The organism is Enterococcus sp. LJL128, from assembly GCF_056924295.1.
Genome location: NZ_JBXPBP010000009.1, coordinates 61,577 through 78,009, shown reverse-complemented (window position 1 = coordinate 78,009; position 16,433 = coordinate 61,577). Strand labels below are relative to the sequence as shown.

Genomic DNA, 16,433 nt, shown 5'->3' with positions numbered 1-16,433 from the left:
TCGTTCAGATTTAGACATATCAAAGGTTTAAATCTTATTTAGGTCTCAGTCACATTTTACCTATAATTTTTCTATTTCCAACGCAACGGAACCTGCCCACGACCTGAGAAATGATAATTTCCTTTTGTGACTGACCAGCTAAAGGGCAGGTATTTTTCTGTTCCGGTAAGATTTTCCCATTTTAGCTCTTCTGAGCTGTCAGTATTCTCATCCAGACCTGAAGTATACGTAATGGCTTGCCCATCAAACTGAGAAGATAAAATGATTGGATCATAGATTTGATAGCTGTCTGTCCCTTGCTTCAATGTGACTGGCGTCATAATTCCTTCTGCATAAAGAGATAACTGATTTAATTGAGGTAAATTAGATAATGCTGAGATATCAGTCAATAGTGTTCTTGTGTACATCTTATCTCTGTTATTATAATACTCTTCAAATTCTTCCTCTGTACCGTAACCTGCAAGAGAGAGTGTCAATTTTTTTAGATTGGTTAAACCTTTTAAATCAATCAGCGAGCCTTGATTCATTGCCACAATGCTAATCTCCTCCAGCTTTGATAATTTATTAATCGGTCGCAAATCTGCAAAAGGTATTGATTGTTCGCCAGTTAAGCGTTTTAGATTTATAGCAAATTCCAAGCCATTTAAGCTGCTGTATGGATCTGCCCAGTCTGGTGAAATACCTTCGACGCTTGCTATGAACTTTTTATCAAACAGTTCATATTTTCGAATAAATTCATCTTCATTTTCCATATTTTTATCATTCTCAGTATGTGCTTGGTTATAAATATGATTCTGCTCCTCTACATCCTTATCATATTTTTCCGTAGCTACTTCTCTTTGCTGATTTAATTCTTCTACTTTTTTATCCAGCTCTGCATATTTACGGTCATATTCTTCTTGACTAATAAGACCGTTTTTTAAATCGTTAACCAACTGATAAGCCTGTTCATCATAACCTGCCTGTATTTCTTCAAATCTCGTTACTTCCACCTCATAGGCGGTTTGCAGCTGTTCTTTTTTTGCTTGGTTTTCTGCCTCTATTTCTTCTCTCTTTTGATCGTACTTGTCTCTCAAATAATACTCGCTTTTATAAACCAGTTCATCTCTCAGCGTCGCATCTGGAAAATGAACATAGTCCAGCTCATTTGCAGAAGCCGCTAAAGGAAATCCGAACAATAATCCTAAGCCGCCAGCAACCAATACCCGTTTCAAACAATCAATTTTTTTCATTTTTATCAATCCTTTCGTTTTTAACATAATTATTATAACACAAAGAATTGTTATTTATCTTAAAAATAATTTTTTTATAAAATATCACACAAATAATTTTATAAAACATTGCATATAGTTTAAAAAGAAACCAGCATTGATACTGACTTATTTTGTCAATAACAATACTGATTCCACTCATCTTCTGTAACATTATCCAAACTATACAAAATATTTTAAGCACACGATTTAATTGTCAAACCCGTTTCTTTTAATTAATTCTTTGTACCATACCCCGCTTTTCTTTAGCGTTCGTTTATAATGATTCTCTAGGTCAACACGATAAAAACCGTAACGGTTCCGATAGCCGTTTAACCATGACCAGCAGTCAACAAAGGTCCAGGCATGGTAGCCAAAGCAGTTGCTGCCTGCTGTAATTCCTTTGTGAAGCTCTGTCAGATGTTCCTGTATGAATAAAATCCGATAGTCATCCTGAATCATGCCGTTCTCATCAGCAAAGCGCTCTTCCTCCGCTACACCCATGCCATTCTCAGAAACATACCAGGGAATATTCTTGTATTCTTCTTTCATCATTACTGCAACATCATATAGTGCTTCAGGATAAATTTCCCACCCTCGATATGGATTAATCCGTTTGTTAGGTAAATCGTAAGGTAGATAAAAATCCGCTGGTGTTTGCGCTGGAACCCTGACATGCTCCGGCGCCTGTACACGCCTTGGCTGGTAATAGTTCAAACCAATAAAATCGACGGTGTTCTCACGAATCAGTTCTTTATCGCCTACCTTAATTTTTGGAAGCAAATGATGTGTACGAAAAACAGCTGTCAGCTTTTCAGGAATCACTCCATGAACAGCTGGATCAAGAAAACTTTTGGTATTAATCAAATCAGCCAGTTCTTTCGCCTGCAGGTCTTCTTTTGAGTCGCTTCTAGCATAAGCTGGAGAAATATTCAGAATAATACCTATCCTGCCGTTCTTCACTTTGGCATTTCTGAACTCTTCTACTGCTCTTGTATGAGCCATCAGCGTGTGGTAGCCGACCTGAACAGCTCTTTTGAAATCAACAACTGCTGGATAATGATACCCATATAAGTATCCGCATTCAATATGAACCAGCGGCTCGTTAAACGTAGTCCAATAGCTTACAGTGTCACCAAATAGTTCAAATGCTGTTTTTGCATAAAAAGCAAAAGCATCAACTGATTCTCTCGTTTCCCAGCCGCCTTTTTCCATCAGCCACCAGGGCATATCGAAATGAAACAGATTGATAATCGGCTCTATTCCGTTTTTCTTCAGCTCTTTAAAATATGCGCTATAGAAAGCTGCGCCTTCCGGATTCACATGCTTGCCGTCTGGAAGCAGCCGAGTCCAAGCAATAGACGTCCGATAGGAATTCATTCCCAGCTCCTTCATACGCTGAATGTCTTCCGAATACATCTCATAGACGTTAGAGGTATTTTCCGGACCCTGCCCCTCATTAAACTTCTCCGGTGCTATTTTGTACCACTTATCCCAAGTAGATGGTGACTTGCCGTTTTCCAGGCTATGTCCTTCAGTTTGCGGTGCTGAGGCTGCCGCTCCCCATAAAAATGCTTGTGAGAATTCTCTCATTGCGTTAATCCCTCTATTTCTATAGTAATTTCAATTCCTGTAACAGCTTCTTGCTGATCAACTGCCGGAACAATCAGAATATTATTGTTAATTGAATAGCTCTTGCCAGATTTCAAGTTGTTGACCTCCGCTACTTTTCCAGGCAACTGGAGTTTAGCTAAGTCCAGCTTTAGGCTTTCCTGTTCCTGATTTATATGAAAGCCGTAAATTTGCTTCTTTTTAGCTGTAAAATACCAGCCGTCTAATTGATCTACATGATGTTTTCGAGTACCATAAATCCCAGTCCCATAAACTGCCAGCCATTTTCCAAGCTGACCCATCAGCTCTTGTGCCTTGTGAGGTAGAGTACCATCAGGTTTTGGCCCAACTCCCAGCAAAAGATTTCCGCCCTTCGAAACGATTTGCAAAAGCAGTGTCAAAATCTCCTCAAAGGATTTATACGTATCATTTGGAACATAGCCCCAGTTTTTCGCTAAAGGAATATTGCTCTCCCAAACTTTTTTAGGCAGCTGCTCTGGTACCTTGCGCTCTGGAGTTACATAATTCTCATACATTCCGCCAATCGTACGATCCACGATTAAAAGCTGCGGCTGCTGTTCTCTGACATCGACAGCAATTTGCTGCATATCTAAAAACTCATGGTTCTCCGTATTCACCCAGCCGCCGTCTAGCCAAAGAATATCTATTTTTCCGTAATTTGTACATAACTCATGCAGCTGATTGGAAACAAACTCTTTGTACTTCTGCCAAACCTTCGGCTTTTTTTCAGGGTCATAACTGGCGTAGCGGCCTTTGGGCCGGCTGTTGGGCTCCCAGTAATAAGGGCTTGCCCAGTCAGCTTTAGAATAGTATACGCCGACAGATAATCCTGCATTTCTAAATGCCTCTGCGGTTTCACCAAAAATGTCTTTTCGCTTACTTGTATGGAAAGGACATATTTCACTGGTCACTTTATAATTCGAATATTGCGTATCATACATTGAAAAACCGTCATGGTGCTTTGTAGTGAATATCATATAACGAAACCCGGCGTTTCGGCAGAGAAGAGCCCACTCAGTTGGATTAAAGCTACGGGGATTAAACGTTTGGCTAAGCGCCCAGTAGTCTTTTCTCAGTACAGCTAAATCTTCCCGCCATGGCTGTTTTCGTGCCCAGTTGTCTTCTTCTGAAAGCTGCCAGGATTCAACAATACCTGCTACAGCGTATAAGCCCCAATGGAAAATCACACCCAACTTGTTATTCTGAAATTGTTCCAGCTCTGAAATGACTTTTTCCGGAAGTTGACTATAACCTTCCTGTTCTGTCAAAAGATTTTCTTCTATATCTTGTCTGATTGTCATTCACTTTTCTTCCCTGTTAAAATTATCGTTGGCAGATAGAATCCCGCCATAAAATTTCATTTTCAAGCATAAACTGCTGGCCTCCGGGAATCGTAGGGTCTTTAACCCGCTCAATAATTCTTTTTGCTGCTAACGCGCCAAAGGCTGCTACCGGCTGTTTAATCACCGTCAGCTTTGGATAAAATACATCGCTTGCTTCGAAGTAATCATAGCTGGCGAAAGAAATGTCCGTCCCGATTTTCAGTTCATGCTGGTGAATACTTTCCAATGCCCCTAAAGACATATTGTAATTGCAGACGAAGACTGCAGTAATATCGCCCAATGCCAGCAGCTCCTCCATTGCCTGAAAGCCGCTTTTTCTTGAGTAGTCTCCAAATAGAATACAACGTTCATCGATTTCTTCTCCCAGTTCAGCAAAAGCTTCATAAATGCCAGCCAAACGCTCACGAGCAACATAATCGATTTGCGGTGCTGCGATGAAACCAATTTTCTGATGCCCATGTTGAATGATTCGCTTAATTAAATCAGCTGTACTTTTACGGTTATTCAGCAAAATAGAATCTACTTTAGGAAAGCTCAAAGGCGTAATTGCTGAGATAACAGGAATATCCATAGCCGCAATCTGCTCCATTCCCGGCCAGCTTTGCTCCGCACCAAAAACAATTAAGCCATCCACTGTCCGTGACGCCAGAAACTCCAGCTTTCGTCCAATTTGCTCTGCATCATCCCGATATCCTGAAAGCAGCGTGCTGTAGCCTTCCTGCTCAAACACATCTTCAATCGTTGCAACAACAGAGGAGCTGAAATGACTTTGCATGTTATTCATTAAAACACCAATTGAATAGCTCTGATTGCTTTTAAGTCCCTTCGCCCACGGATTTTCTCTGTAGTTCATTTTCTCGATTGCTTGTCTAATACGTTCGCTGTTTTCCGGCCGCAGCTTATGCCCGTTTAGATACCGGGACACACTGCCTACCGAAACTCCCGCCGCCTTTGCAACCTCTTGTATAGTGGCCAAACACAATTCCCCCTCACCAGCACTTAGTCATCTTTAAAATGAATCTGCTGCGTTAAATCATTTACTCTGATTGTAACACTATTTGTTAAATCAAACTGCCCTTGTCTATTAAAATAGGAGAGCTCCTCAAATCCTAGCTCAAAGCAAATTTTTACTGTCTGATTTTTGGGAATAGCGACTTTTTCAAAGCCTCGGAGCATCTTTTTCCGTTGAATGACATCGCCGCCATGCAGCTGACAATACAACAAAACAGCTTCCTGACCGTCATAGCTCCCTTGATTTACTACCCTAACTTCAACTAACAACTTCTTCCCGGCTTTCATTTCCTGCTTTGTAGGAAGAGGCGTCTTGATTGTGAGCGTTTCATAGGAAAATTTCGTATAGCTTTGTCCATAGCCAAAAGGAAACAGAGGGGCTCCAGATGAATCATAGTAATGTTCATTCATTGCAATAGCCCGCTGGTAATAATAGACGGGCAGCTGACCACTTGAGCGAGGGTAGCTTAAGCTGAGTTTTCCACTTGGATTCGTCTTTCCAGATAAAATATCACTAACTGCTTCCCCGCCCTTTTGCCCAGGATACCAGGCAATAAGAACCGCATTTGATTTCCTACACACCTGCTCCAGTTCATGAGGCCGTCCCTGAACAAGTATTGTTATAATTGGTTTTCCTAATTTGTTGAGTTTTTCCAGCAGGTCAAGCTGCCTACCTCCCAACGTTAATGAAGAAAGATCGACATTTTCTCCTGAATCCATATTGATTCCTTTGGAAGAAACAGCACCGTTACTTAAAAACTCCATGTCAAAATTACGGGCGCTGGAGCCGCCAAGCACTAAAATAATCTTGTCGCTTGCCTTGGCCATCTGAACAGCTTCGCTCAACAACAGCTCTTGATTTTCCAGCTTACGGACATCACAGCCTTGAGCGAAAGTCACTTTAGATAGAGGGAATCCATCTTGAATCCCTTTAAAAATTGTTTGCTCCAGCTGTTCAGTTGTTTGCGGAGCTGTATAGTCTCCTAACTGATTATATAATTCATTGGCATTTGGACCAATTACAGCCAATTTTTCCCCGCTATCCTTTAGAGGCAGAATCCCTTCATTTTTTAACAAGGTGATGCTCTCAGCCGTCAGCTGTTGATTCTCCTTTTGGTAGCTGTAAAATCGGTCCTCATACCCTGCTTCCGGTGCTTCAACATACGGACGATCAAAAAGTCCTAGTAAAAATTTGATGCTGAGTACACGATATACAGCTTGATTCAGTAACTCTTCTGGAATAACACCCTGCCTAATACCGCTGCCTATCTGCAGATAAGTCGTATCCCATAAGCTTAAATCAATGCCTGCAGCCAGTGCCTGCTTTGCAGATTCTTCCTGTGTACCATAAATAGCGGTTAATCGGTCCAGCGCTGTACCATCCGCCATAACAATTCCCTGATAGCCTAACTGGGTTCGCAAATATTTTTGAAAAAGTTCTTGATTTGTATGACAAGGGATGCCATCCAAGTCATTGTAGGCAGCCATGATTCCAACAGCATTGCCAGCACTTTTCAATAATGGATAATAAACCTCCATGAATTCCCGCTCACCAATCGTTACCGCTCCAGAATTATGCCCGCCTAACGCATCTCCCTGCGCAATACAGTGTTTCAAGACAACACCCATTTGTTCCGGTTTACGGTTCACTTCATTCACTGTCTGATGCAAAAATTGCTGCTTGTCAGAAATCAGCGTACCCTGAAACCCTGATATGATGGAACGATTAAAAGCAGCCGCCAAATATGGATCTTCTCCATAACATTCTTCGGTTCTGCCCCACCGCGGATCCCGGCTAATATCTAGTGAGGAAACCAAGGCTAGATGGACCCCCTTTTGTGCCAGCTCAGCTGCCATATTGCGGGAGGTTGCCTCAATAAGGTCGCGATTAAAAGAGTTCCCTTTACCAATATTAGTGGGATATGAGATGCTTCCTAATCCTTGATGACCATGAGGACACTCTTCCGCCAATAAAACAGGAATGCCCAGCCTTGAATGACGAATAACATAGTCCTGAATTTCGTTTGCCAGCTGCCAGCTGTCACAAGCCGGCACGCCATTTTCCTGATTTACCTTAGACCAGGGATCTGCCCGAAACACGCCATATAATGCCCCCATGCCATGTCCCCAAGCAACATGCTCCTTAAAGTAATCAGTCAGCTGAAAGGTTTGTCCTTTCTTTTCATAGGCTTTCCAGCCATAAAGATGCTGGTTCACCTGACCAACTTTCTCTTCAATTGTCATGCGTGACAATAAGTCTGTTACACGTTCATGAATTGTACATTCAGGATTTTTGTAGTCCATCATTTCCTTATCCTTTCCAATCTGTTCTATCTTACTAAATTGTTTCCAATTTATTCACTTTGTTACTCGCCATAATAAATGGAATGAATAGCAGAATATCCATAATAAACAGTAAAAATGCTAAAATAGCGGCTGGCAGATTTCCACCTGTTGCAATCCACGCTTGAAATACCGGCGGTGTAATCCAAGGGGCTGCCGCAACAGTCTTCCCAATCAACCCAATACTTGTCGCAAAGTAAGCAATAATAAGATTGATCGATGGGATTATGGCACATGGAATCATAAAGATCGGATTCATAACCACTGGTAAACCAAACATAATTGGTTCTGCAATGTTAAAACAGCTCGGCGCTAACCCTAAACGGGCAACATTTTTTTGCTCTTTTCTTTTAGAAACAATAAAGATAGCGATAATTAAAGGCAGTATACAGCCGCCGCCTCCCAATAGACCAAAGCTGCCGACAAAGGGTTCAGTTACGATGTTAGGAATTACGTTTCCTGCTTCAAAAGCTGTCATGTTTTCCTGAATTGCCGTTAACATCGGCGCAGATTTAATCGGTGATAAAATGCTTGAACCATGCATTCCAAATACCCACAATGTATCAGAGATGAACTGAATGAACAGCATACCTGGGGCCGAAAGGACAAACCCTTTCAACGGTGTTTGAATAATTGTATCAACGATATCAGGAATTGTTAGTCCAGTTGTTTTATCTAGTGTAAATACGACCACTGCAAAAATAATTATTACAAGAACTTCCGGAATCAATGAGTTAAAGGATGTTCCAACTGCAGGCGGGACATTTTCCGGCATGTTAATACGCAGTTTTTCAAATCTGGAAAAACGAACAAATAATTCTGTCCCAGCCAAAGCTGCCAGCATTGCCAGAAAAAGTCCTGACGAAGATGTTAACGACTGCAGGTATACACCACCCACTTCTGCGGTAGCTCCATCCGCTAGTGTAACTGTGCTGTTCATCGGCATCATAATGCACATCAAAGCTACACTCAAGCCGCCGGCATGAGTGGGACTAAAGCCTTTGTTGTCAATCTTGCCGGAGTTGGCATACCATGTAGCTAAATTGTAGCCAATGTTGTAGCAGACCAAAATAGCCAAAATTCCCATCGTGCCATTGTTCACAATTCCCGCCAGTCCAGCTAGAAAGCTTAAATCAATAAACTGTTGTACCCAGGCATTTGAAAAAATAACAGCATTCAGTAAGATAAAGAAGGAAGCAGCCATGATTAAAGGCATGGTAATAATAAATCCATCCCGAATAGCACTTAAATGTCGCTGATTATTGATTTTCGCCGCAATAGGCAATAATTTTTCAGATAACTTATCAATAAATTTCATTAGAACTCCTCCAAATTTTATAGTTAGTTCATCATCCTAACTAATTGATTAAAAAAATATATACTAACTTGAATCGATTCAATTTGATAATAACAGGTAAAGCTCATTTTTGCAACCGCTTTTTTGAATCGATTCAAAATTTCTTATTAATTTAGAAGAACTCTTTCAAAATGAACTAAATTCATTGCAGAATCTTGATTTCATACTCTTGTATACTTTTATCCCTCTGTTTACTTGGACGTCAAAAAAATCACAATACAAGAAGTCTGCTTTGCCCCATACAGAACAAAGCAGAGACCAGAATTTTATATAGACAGCTGATACATTAATATTCCAGCGGCTACGGCTACATTTAAAGACTCCGCCTGCCCCTTAATAGGAATATAAACATTTTGCGTCGTTTCCATTAACAATTCCTTTGCGACGCCCTGCCCTTCATTTCCCATAATTAACAAAGAGCTCTCAGATGGCTCAAGAATTGAATAGTCTATTGCCTGTTCATTCAGCTCTGTTCCATACACTGGAAGCCCTGCCGCCTTAAACTGCTGCAGATAATGACTGATTTCGCCTCGAACAATCGGCAGATGGAAATGACTTCCCTGCATCGCACGCAAAACCTTTGTACTGTAGATATCGGCCGAACCTTCACCAATAATCACTCCAGCATACCCAGCTGCATCGGCAGTCCGAACCATAGTTCCAACATTTCCAGGGTCCTGTACGTTATCCAGCGCCAGCCAATTCCCTGATTGTTCCAAGGTTTCGATTTCTTTTGGAATAGCCAGTACACCGATAATTCCTTGAGGAGCAGGTAAATCAGAGAGACTTTTCATCACTTCATCACTGACAAAAATCATCTTAGTTTGATCTTGTTCCTCCAGCCATTGTTTCCATTCCTTTAATCCTCTCTGGTCTACAATCACCCATTGGATGTCAACTAGAGATTTTGCTGCTTCTTCAATTAAATGGAAGCCCTCAACCAGATACTGACCATTTTCCTCCCGATGTTTTTTCCTTTGAAGCTTTTTCAGCTTCTTTATAAACTCATTCTTGTTAGACATAATTTCTTTCATGTTTCCACCTCAACAGCATTATATCATTTTTTTTAACACTTATTCAAAACTTGATTGAAACTAAAAAAATCGCTATCATAGTAAATAAGAAAATAAAGGAACGGGGTGCCTATTCATGAGAAAAATTCGTATGAACGTTCAAGGACGAGTACAGGGTGTGGGCTTTCGCTACACAACAAAAATGGTTGCTGATCAGTTAGGTGTTACAGGAACAGTCAGAAATGAAAACGATGGTTCTGTGTCTATTGAAGCAGTAGGCTCGTTGGAACAAATTGAAGCCTTTATTCAAAAGATTAAGGATTCTCCAACACCTTCCGGAAGAGTTACTTATACTGATATTCAAGACGATCCTTTGATTGAAGATTATTCTACTTTTAAAGTAACAAATTAACCAGCTTTACTTAGCAGGCAGCGGACTGAACTGCCATTTTTCTAGACGCTGCGCTGCTTTTATCATGTACCTCCAGTAAGTAATTCTGCTTTTAATTATTCAATAAGTTTCCCCGGCTTTTCGGAATTATTATTGAAAAATGAATGATTTTAAAGTATAGTTAAGTTTGTGCAAATTTTAGTAAAGGAAGAATTATATGAAGAAATACAATAAATGGATACTTAGTTCAGGCTTAATCACCTTAATGCTTTTTCTTTCAGGTTGTGTAAAAACCGGAAGCGATGGTCAACCTACAGGCGACGGAATTGTTTATCAATTTCTTGTTCAGCCGATGAGCAATCTTATTACTTATCTTGTAAACAACTTTAATTGGAATTACGGCTGGGCGATTGTATTTATTACTGTCATCGTTCGAATCATCATTATGCCTTTAGGCTTGAATCAGTCACGTAAAAGTATGATTCAGACTGAAAAAATGCAGGCAATCAAACCACAGATTGATGCGGCACAAGCCAAGATGAAACAGGCTGTAACACGTGAAGAACAGATGCAGGCACAAACAGAACTGAATCAGGTATACAAAGACAACAATATGAGCATGATGGGCGGAATTGGCTGTTTACCTCTGCTGATTCAAATGCCGATATTCTCTGCTTTGTTCTTTGCTGCCAGATATACAGAAGGTATTAGCGAAGCGAACTTCTTCGGCATTAACTTAGGTACGCCGAGTATTGTTTTCGTAATTTTAGCCGGAATCGCTTATTTAATTCAAGGATATATTTCAACAATCGGTATTCCTGAAGAACAGAAAAAGACTATGAAATCTATGCTGATTATCTCGCCATTGATGATTGTCTTCATGTCCTTTAGCTCTCCTGCCGGAGTAGCATTATATTGGGTTGTCGGTGGTATTTTCAGTTGTATCCAAACCTTTATTTCAAATATTCTGCTGAAACCTAGAATTAAGGCTCAAGTAGCAGAAGAACTCAAGAAAAATCCGCCAAAACAGGTAGTCAGTACCGTAAAAGATGTTACTCCTAAAGAAGTATCATTGACTAAAAGTAATGGGCATCAACCTAAATATTCTTCTAAAGGCGGACGCAACGCCGGAAAACAGCAAAAAAATAAATAAGTAAATAAAAGCTGGTGTATGAGAAATAATCCAATTCTCACTCACCAGCTTTTTAGTAATAAAAAAACCTACACTTTATTATTAGCCAATGTAACGGTGCAAAGGCCTCTACACACGAGCAGCTATTCCCCACTTTGTACAGGAATTTTTAACAGGGAATCTGAATGTGAAAACAGCCATCCTAATTCAGAGTTTTTCTCATTTTTATCGTTTCTTTTTCATAGCCCAACGATTCATAGAATGCGGCAGCATGAGTATTTCCAGCAAAAACATTTAAACTGATTCCTTCAAATCCCTGCTCCGCTGCCCAGCGCTCCGCTTGAGTCATCAAAGCCTTACCGACACCTTTTCCCTCCATGTCTTCCGTTGTGCAGATTCTTGAAACATAAGCTTGTTTCTCGCCAGTTAGCCAGTCTTCTTCTGCCTTCATCTCAATAAAGCCTGCACGCTGTCCATTTAAAACAGCAATCAAAAGATGAACCTGTTCCGCTTTTTCTAAATCTAAAACCATCCAATCCATCTGCTGCTTTCTAAATCCTGCATGCTCAATGCGCTGAGGAAGAGGAAAATCAGCAAAACGGCCACATAATTGAATAAGCCACTCCCGATCCTTCTCAGCGATATAATTTCTAAATTGCATCTACTCTACCTCAACTCTCTCTGATAAACTAAAAAATATTTGTTCATTAATAATTCTGCTCTACATCTGTTCTAGTAATACTGCTGACAGTTCTTCATGTGACAATAGATGAATAGGTAAAAAAGGTTCTGGTTCAGAATCACCAGTCAAAAGCTTCTTTTCAAACAAGGCAACATCATGCCAGCGGCCGCACTTGTATCCGATACTGTGATAAACACCTATTCGTTGAAAGCCAAATACTTTATGTAGTTTTTCACTTTTTTCATTAGGAACTGTAACAATGCCATAGACTGTCCTAACCCCTTGGCGTTTCAAGATTGCCAGAAGCATTTGATAAAATCGACGTCCCACTCCTTTTACTGCAGATTTCTGGTCAACATAAACTGACAGCTCGGCAGTCCATTGATAAGCTTCTCTTTCTTTATAACGATGTGCATACGCGTACCCAATAATACGGCCATCCTCTTCCCAAACTAAATAGGGATAGTCTTGACTAATTTCCTCAATCCGCTGTGAAAATTCCGTCTCTTTGGGAAGAGCACATTCAAAGGTCACTGCTGTCTCAATATATTGGGCGTAAATTTTTAATAATACCGGACCGTCCTCTACTCCTGCAAAACGTATCATGCTATTCCCCCTCAATTTCCGATAAAATCTAAAAAAAAGATAGGTTTATCATAGCATATTATCAGTCGTTAAGCTGATTATTTTGTTGCTTTTTTTAAATAATATTAGTGTTTCAAAGATATAGTCAGAATAATCTGGAAATATTAATCAGTTGACAAGTGAAAAAATCGAATGCTTCAGCAATGGATGACTCTTTTCCAGAATTTGTACGAATTATTCAACTAATAACCAAGTACGATATTCTTCACTTAAAACGTTTAGCCATCAGGCCTGTTTCTCTCCAACCAATTTTCTCTTGGCTCAGAAAGGAGCGCTTTAGCTGAAACAGGCTGGCGCTTGCTTGACTTCATTTAGGAATGGCCATAATTTTCTACCGACTTGCTTCCGGCTTCACTGCCTATTCTATTTGTCTGAAGCATGATAAACTATCTTATTTTCTTTGCAACACTAGTGAAAAAATAGAAAACGCCCTAAAACAGTTTTTTCCACTGCTTTAGAACGTTTTTCCAGATTCCTATTACCCTGTTTTATAGATTATTTAACATTTAATAAATCAAGACTTGCCAGGGAAAGCACCATTTCAGCAATCCGGTTTAATTCGGCAATTCGGTTTGCTTTGATGTCTTCATCCTCTACCATGACCATCGTCTGATCAAAGTAAGCTTCAATCAACGGTTTCAAGCTCACCAAAGCTTGATAGTTTTCCGCCATTGTATTGCCTTTGAAGTTTTCCTCTACTTCATTGACAGCTTGGTGAAGAGCTTTCTCTGTCTCATTTTCAAATAACGCTTTATTGATTTTTACATCTTTCTGACCGAGTTCCTGACTCTTCTTAGCTAAATTCAATACACGAGTCAACGCTTCAATAGAAGGACGGAAATCCTCATCCTTAAGATGTTCACGAATAATCATTGCTGAAGCAAACAGCTTCATCATGTCTTTTTGTTTCGCTGAAATCACCGCGTCGATGATATCATGACGAATATTTTTAGTTAGAAGCAGCTGGCGTAATCGTGCTTTGACAAAATCAACAACTTCCTTTTGACCGCTTGTTAGCTGAATTCCAAAACGTTCTTGATCTGCATTGATTTCCTGATCAATTTCTTCCTGAAGCTCAACCAGCGGAAACTGCCAGCCCTTGTTCTCAATAATTCGAATAATGCCATAAGTCTGACGACGCAGAGCATACGGATCGTTCGAACCGCTAGGAACCATTCCTACTGTAAAGAATGTAAGGACGCTGTCCAGTTTATCAGCAATCGCCAAAACTGAACCAATTGCCGACTCTGGCAGTTCACCCTCACTGGAAATCGGCAGATAATGTTCGCGAATGGCCTGTGCAACTGCTGCTTTTTCACCTTGCAGCAGGGCATATTTTTCACCCATAATTCCCTGTAGCTCAGGAAATTCTCCAACCATATTTGTAACTAAATCAAACTTATAGATTTGCGCTGCCCGATTTAAATCTGTCAGCTCCTCATCGTTTAAGCCAATTTTTTCTCCAATGATTTTGGCTATCGCTGCTGTACGCTGCATTTTTTCATAGATAGAGCCAATTTTTTCATGGAAGGTTACATTTTTTAGTTTATTTACACATGTATCAATCGATAATTTTTTATCTTCATTATAGAAGAACTCTGCATCTTCCAGACGGGCAATCAAAACCTTCTCATTCCCCTTAACAACATTTTCCAGATGAACATTGTTGCCGTTTCGAACTGCGATAAAATGAGGCAGCAGTAATCCTTTTTCATTGCGGACATCAAAATAGCGCTGATGTTCCTTCATCGATGTGACTAAAACTTCATCAGGAACAGAAAGATATTTTTCGTCAAATCCGCCAACAAATACTGTAGGATATTCCACTAAATTATTCACTTCTTCTAATAAATCACCAGCCAAAGCTACAGTCCACTGATTCTTTTCAGCAATAGCTTCTGCCTGCTCAACAATCATCGCTTCTCTCTTAACAGGATCAGCGATAACAAATTGCTCTAAAAGCTTTTGTTCATATTCATCTGCGTGAGCAAATGTTGCTTCATCCCCAAGGAAGCGATGCCCTCTTGATTTTCTATCTGTTGCTACATCAAGAATCGTAAATGGAATGACCTCTTCATCTAAAAGAGCGACAATCCAATGAATTGGACGAATGTATTCAAACTCATGATCCGCCCAGTGCATTGTCACAGGGAAAGTTAAGCTCAAAATAACATCCTTTAGGCCTTTCAAGACTTCTTTCGATGCTTGCCCATGAACATATTTTGTTACGTAGACATACTCAACACCATTTAATTCTCTAAAGGTAATCGCATCTGTTGTCAGCCCTTGACCTCGAACAAAGCCCTCGGCCGCTTTGGACCAGTTGCCTTCAGCGTCCTGAGCAATTTTCTTTGCAGGTCCTTTGACTTCTTCTTGCGTGTCTTCTTGTCTTTCAGGAATCGCCGTCACATAGATGGCTAAACGTCTAGGCGTAGAAAAAGTCTGAACAGATTCATAACCTAAATTATGTTCATCTAAAAAGTTTACTACTTTCTCTTCCAGCTGTTTCCGGCTTGGTGTCACCACATGAGCCGGCATTTCTTCTAAGCCAATTTCCAATAATAAATTATTCGCCATAATTATTCCGCTCCTTTCTCAGCAGCTGTTTTATTAAGCAGAGGATAACCCAGTTTCTTTCTTTCTGCTACAAAGATTTTGGCTACTGAGCGGGCCATATTCCGAATCCGTGCCAGATAGCCGGCGCGTTCTGTAACTGATACTGCACCGCGGGCATCCAGTAAATTGAAGGTATGACTGCATTTTAAGATATAATCATAAGCTGGGTGAACCAAATCCTCATCAATACATCGTTTCGCTTCTTTTTCAAATTTGTCAAAATTAGCTAAAAGCATTTCCTGGTCGCTAATTTCAAAAGAATATTTTGAATGCTCATATTCCGGCTGCTTAAAAATCTCACCGTACTTTACATCTTGTGTCCATTGTAAATCATAAACACTTTCAACCTCCTGAATATAAGAAGCCAATCGTTCTAAACCATAAGTGATTTCCGCTGTTACTGGCTTACACGGCAGCCCGCCTACCTGTTGAAAATACGTGAACTGTGTAATTTCCATACCATTTAACCAAACTTCCCATCCCAGACCAGCACAGCCCATTGATGGATTTTCCCAGTTATCCTCTACAAACCGGATATCATGCTCTAATGGTTCAATTCCTAATAAACGCAGACTATCCAAGTACAGCTCCTGAATGTTTTCCGGAGATGGCTTCATAACCACTTGGAACTGATGATGCTGATACAGGCGGTTGGGGTTCTCCCCATATCGTCCGTCAGCCGGCCGTCTTGAAGGTTCTACATAGGCAGCGTTCCAAGGCTCTGGACCGATTGCACGAAGAAATGTATACGGACTCATTGTTCCGGCACCCTTCTCTGTATCATATGCCTGCATCAGCATACAACCGTTTGATGACCAAAATTTCTGCAATGTCAGAATCATGTCTTGCACAGTTAATTTCTGTTTCATTTTTTCTCCTCCTATTGACTGTCTTTCTCCCCTTCAGAGTATAGGTGGCACAAATAAAAAAAGTCCCTATGCCTCTAAAGAGACATAGGGACGAAAAGTCATTCGCGGTTCCACCCTACTTCTGATTAAAAATCAGCAGCTTCATTTAC

13 protein-coding genes are annotated in these 16,433 nt (G+C 40.4%); 2 read left to right on the top strand and 11 right to left on the bottom strand.

Going from position 1 to position 16,433, the window contains the following annotated elements; genetic code table 11:
- Nucleotides 1–71: 71 nt before the first annotated feature.
- The 7 genes from AC1Z3K_RS11870 to AC1Z3K_RS11840 form a co-directional block, all read right to left on the bottom strand.
- Nucleotides 72–1,232, bottom strand: a complete 1,161-nt coding sequence (locus tag AC1Z3K_RS11870; protein WP_461732826.1) for an OmpH/Skp family outer membrane protein — start codon at nt 1,230–1,232, stop codon at nt 72–74.
- A gap of 228 nt (nt 1,233–1,460) precedes the next feature.
- Nucleotides 1,461–2,843 carry a glycoside hydrolase family 1 protein gene (locus tag AC1Z3K_RS11865; protein WP_461732825.1) on the bottom strand — a complete coding sequence of 461 codons (1,383 nt, stop codon included), beginning with the start codon at nt 2,841–2,843 and terminating at the stop codon, nt 1,461–1,463.
- The gene (locus AC1Z3K_RS11860) at nt 2,840–4,183 is read right to left on the bottom strand and encodes an alpha-L-fucosidase (RefSeq protein ID WP_426081531.1); all 1,344 of its coding nucleotides are present in this window, start codon (nt 4,181–4,183) and stop codon (nt 2,840–2,842) included. The genes AC1Z3K_RS11865 and AC1Z3K_RS11860 overlap by 4 nt, the downstream gene beginning before the upstream one ends.
- A gap of 22 nt (nt 4,184–4,205) precedes the next feature.
- Entirely contained in the window at nt 4,206–5,201 is a 996-nt protein-coding gene (locus tag AC1Z3K_RS11855; protein ID WP_461732824.1) for a LacI family DNA-binding transcriptional regulator, read from the bottom strand.
- Nucleotides 5,202–5,224: 23 nt separating this feature from the next.
- Nucleotides 5,225–7,543, bottom strand: coding sequence for a glycoside hydrolase family 3 N-terminal domain-containing protein (locus AC1Z3K_RS11850; RefSeq protein ID WP_461732823.1), 2,319 nt, complete (start codon nt 7,541–7,543; stop codon nt 5,225–5,227).
- Between the two features lie 31 nt (nt 7,544–7,574).
- Nucleotides 7,575–8,897 (bottom strand): PTS sugar transporter subunit IIC, encoded by a 1,323-nt coding sequence (locus AC1Z3K_RS11845; protein WP_426081534.1) that lies wholly within the window; start codon nt 8,895–8,897, stop codon nt 7,575–7,577.
- 305 nt (nt 8,898–9,202) lie between these two features.
- Nucleotides 9,203–9,970: a TrmH family RNA methyltransferase gene (locus AC1Z3K_RS11840; protein WP_426081535.1), complete on the bottom strand. Its 768-nt coding sequence runs from the start codon at nt 9,968–9,970 to the stop codon at nt 9,203–9,205.
- Nucleotides 9,971–10,085: 115 nt separating this feature from the next.
- Between AC1Z3K_RS11840 and AC1Z3K_RS11835 the strand changes: the two genes are divergently transcribed.
- Together AC1Z3K_RS11835 and yidC are read left to right on the top strand one after the other, a co-directional pair.
- Nucleotides 10,086–10,361: an acylphosphatase gene (locus AC1Z3K_RS11835; protein WP_426081536.1), complete on the top strand. Its 276-nt coding sequence runs from the start codon at nt 10,086–10,088 to the stop codon at nt 10,359–10,361.
- 196 nt (nt 10,362–10,557) lie between these two features.
- A complete protein-coding gene (gene yidC / locus AC1Z3K_RS11830) occupies nt 10,558–11,493 on the top strand; it encodes a membrane protein insertase YidC (RefSeq protein ID WP_426081537.1) in 936 nt (311 codons plus the stop codon).
- Nucleotides 11,494–11,674: 181 nt separating this feature from the next.
- Here the strand turns inward: yidC and AC1Z3K_RS11825 are convergent, their stop codons facing one another.
- The 4 genes from AC1Z3K_RS11825 to glyQ all read right to left on the bottom strand — a co-directional run bounded on the left by AC1Z3K_RS11825 (nt 11,675) and on the right by glyQ (nt 16,284).
- Complete coding sequence (locus AC1Z3K_RS11825) at nt 11,675–12,133, bottom strand: GNAT family N-acetyltransferase (protein WP_461732822.1); 459 nt, start codon at nt 12,131–12,133, stop codon at nt 11,675–11,677.
- Between the two features lie 60 nt (nt 12,134–12,193).
- The gene (locus AC1Z3K_RS11820; protein WP_461732821.1) at nt 12,194–12,760 is read right to left on the bottom strand and encodes a GNAT family N-acetyltransferase; all 567 of its coding nucleotides are present in this window, start codon (nt 12,758–12,760) and stop codon (nt 12,194–12,196) included.
- A gap of 534 nt (nt 12,761–13,294) precedes the next feature.
- Complete coding sequence (gene glyS, locus AC1Z3K_RS11815; protein ID WP_461732820.1) at nt 13,295–15,376, bottom strand: glycine--tRNA ligase subunit beta; 2,082 nt, start codon at nt 15,374–15,376, stop codon at nt 13,295–13,297.
- 2 nt (nt 15,377–15,378) lie between these two features.
- Nucleotides 15,379–16,284, bottom strand: a complete 906-nt coding sequence (gene glyQ / locus AC1Z3K_RS11810; RefSeq protein WP_426081541.1) for a glycine--tRNA ligase subunit alpha — start codon at nt 16,282–16,284, stop codon at nt 15,379–15,381.
- Nucleotides 16,285–16,433: the final 149 nt, after the last annotated feature.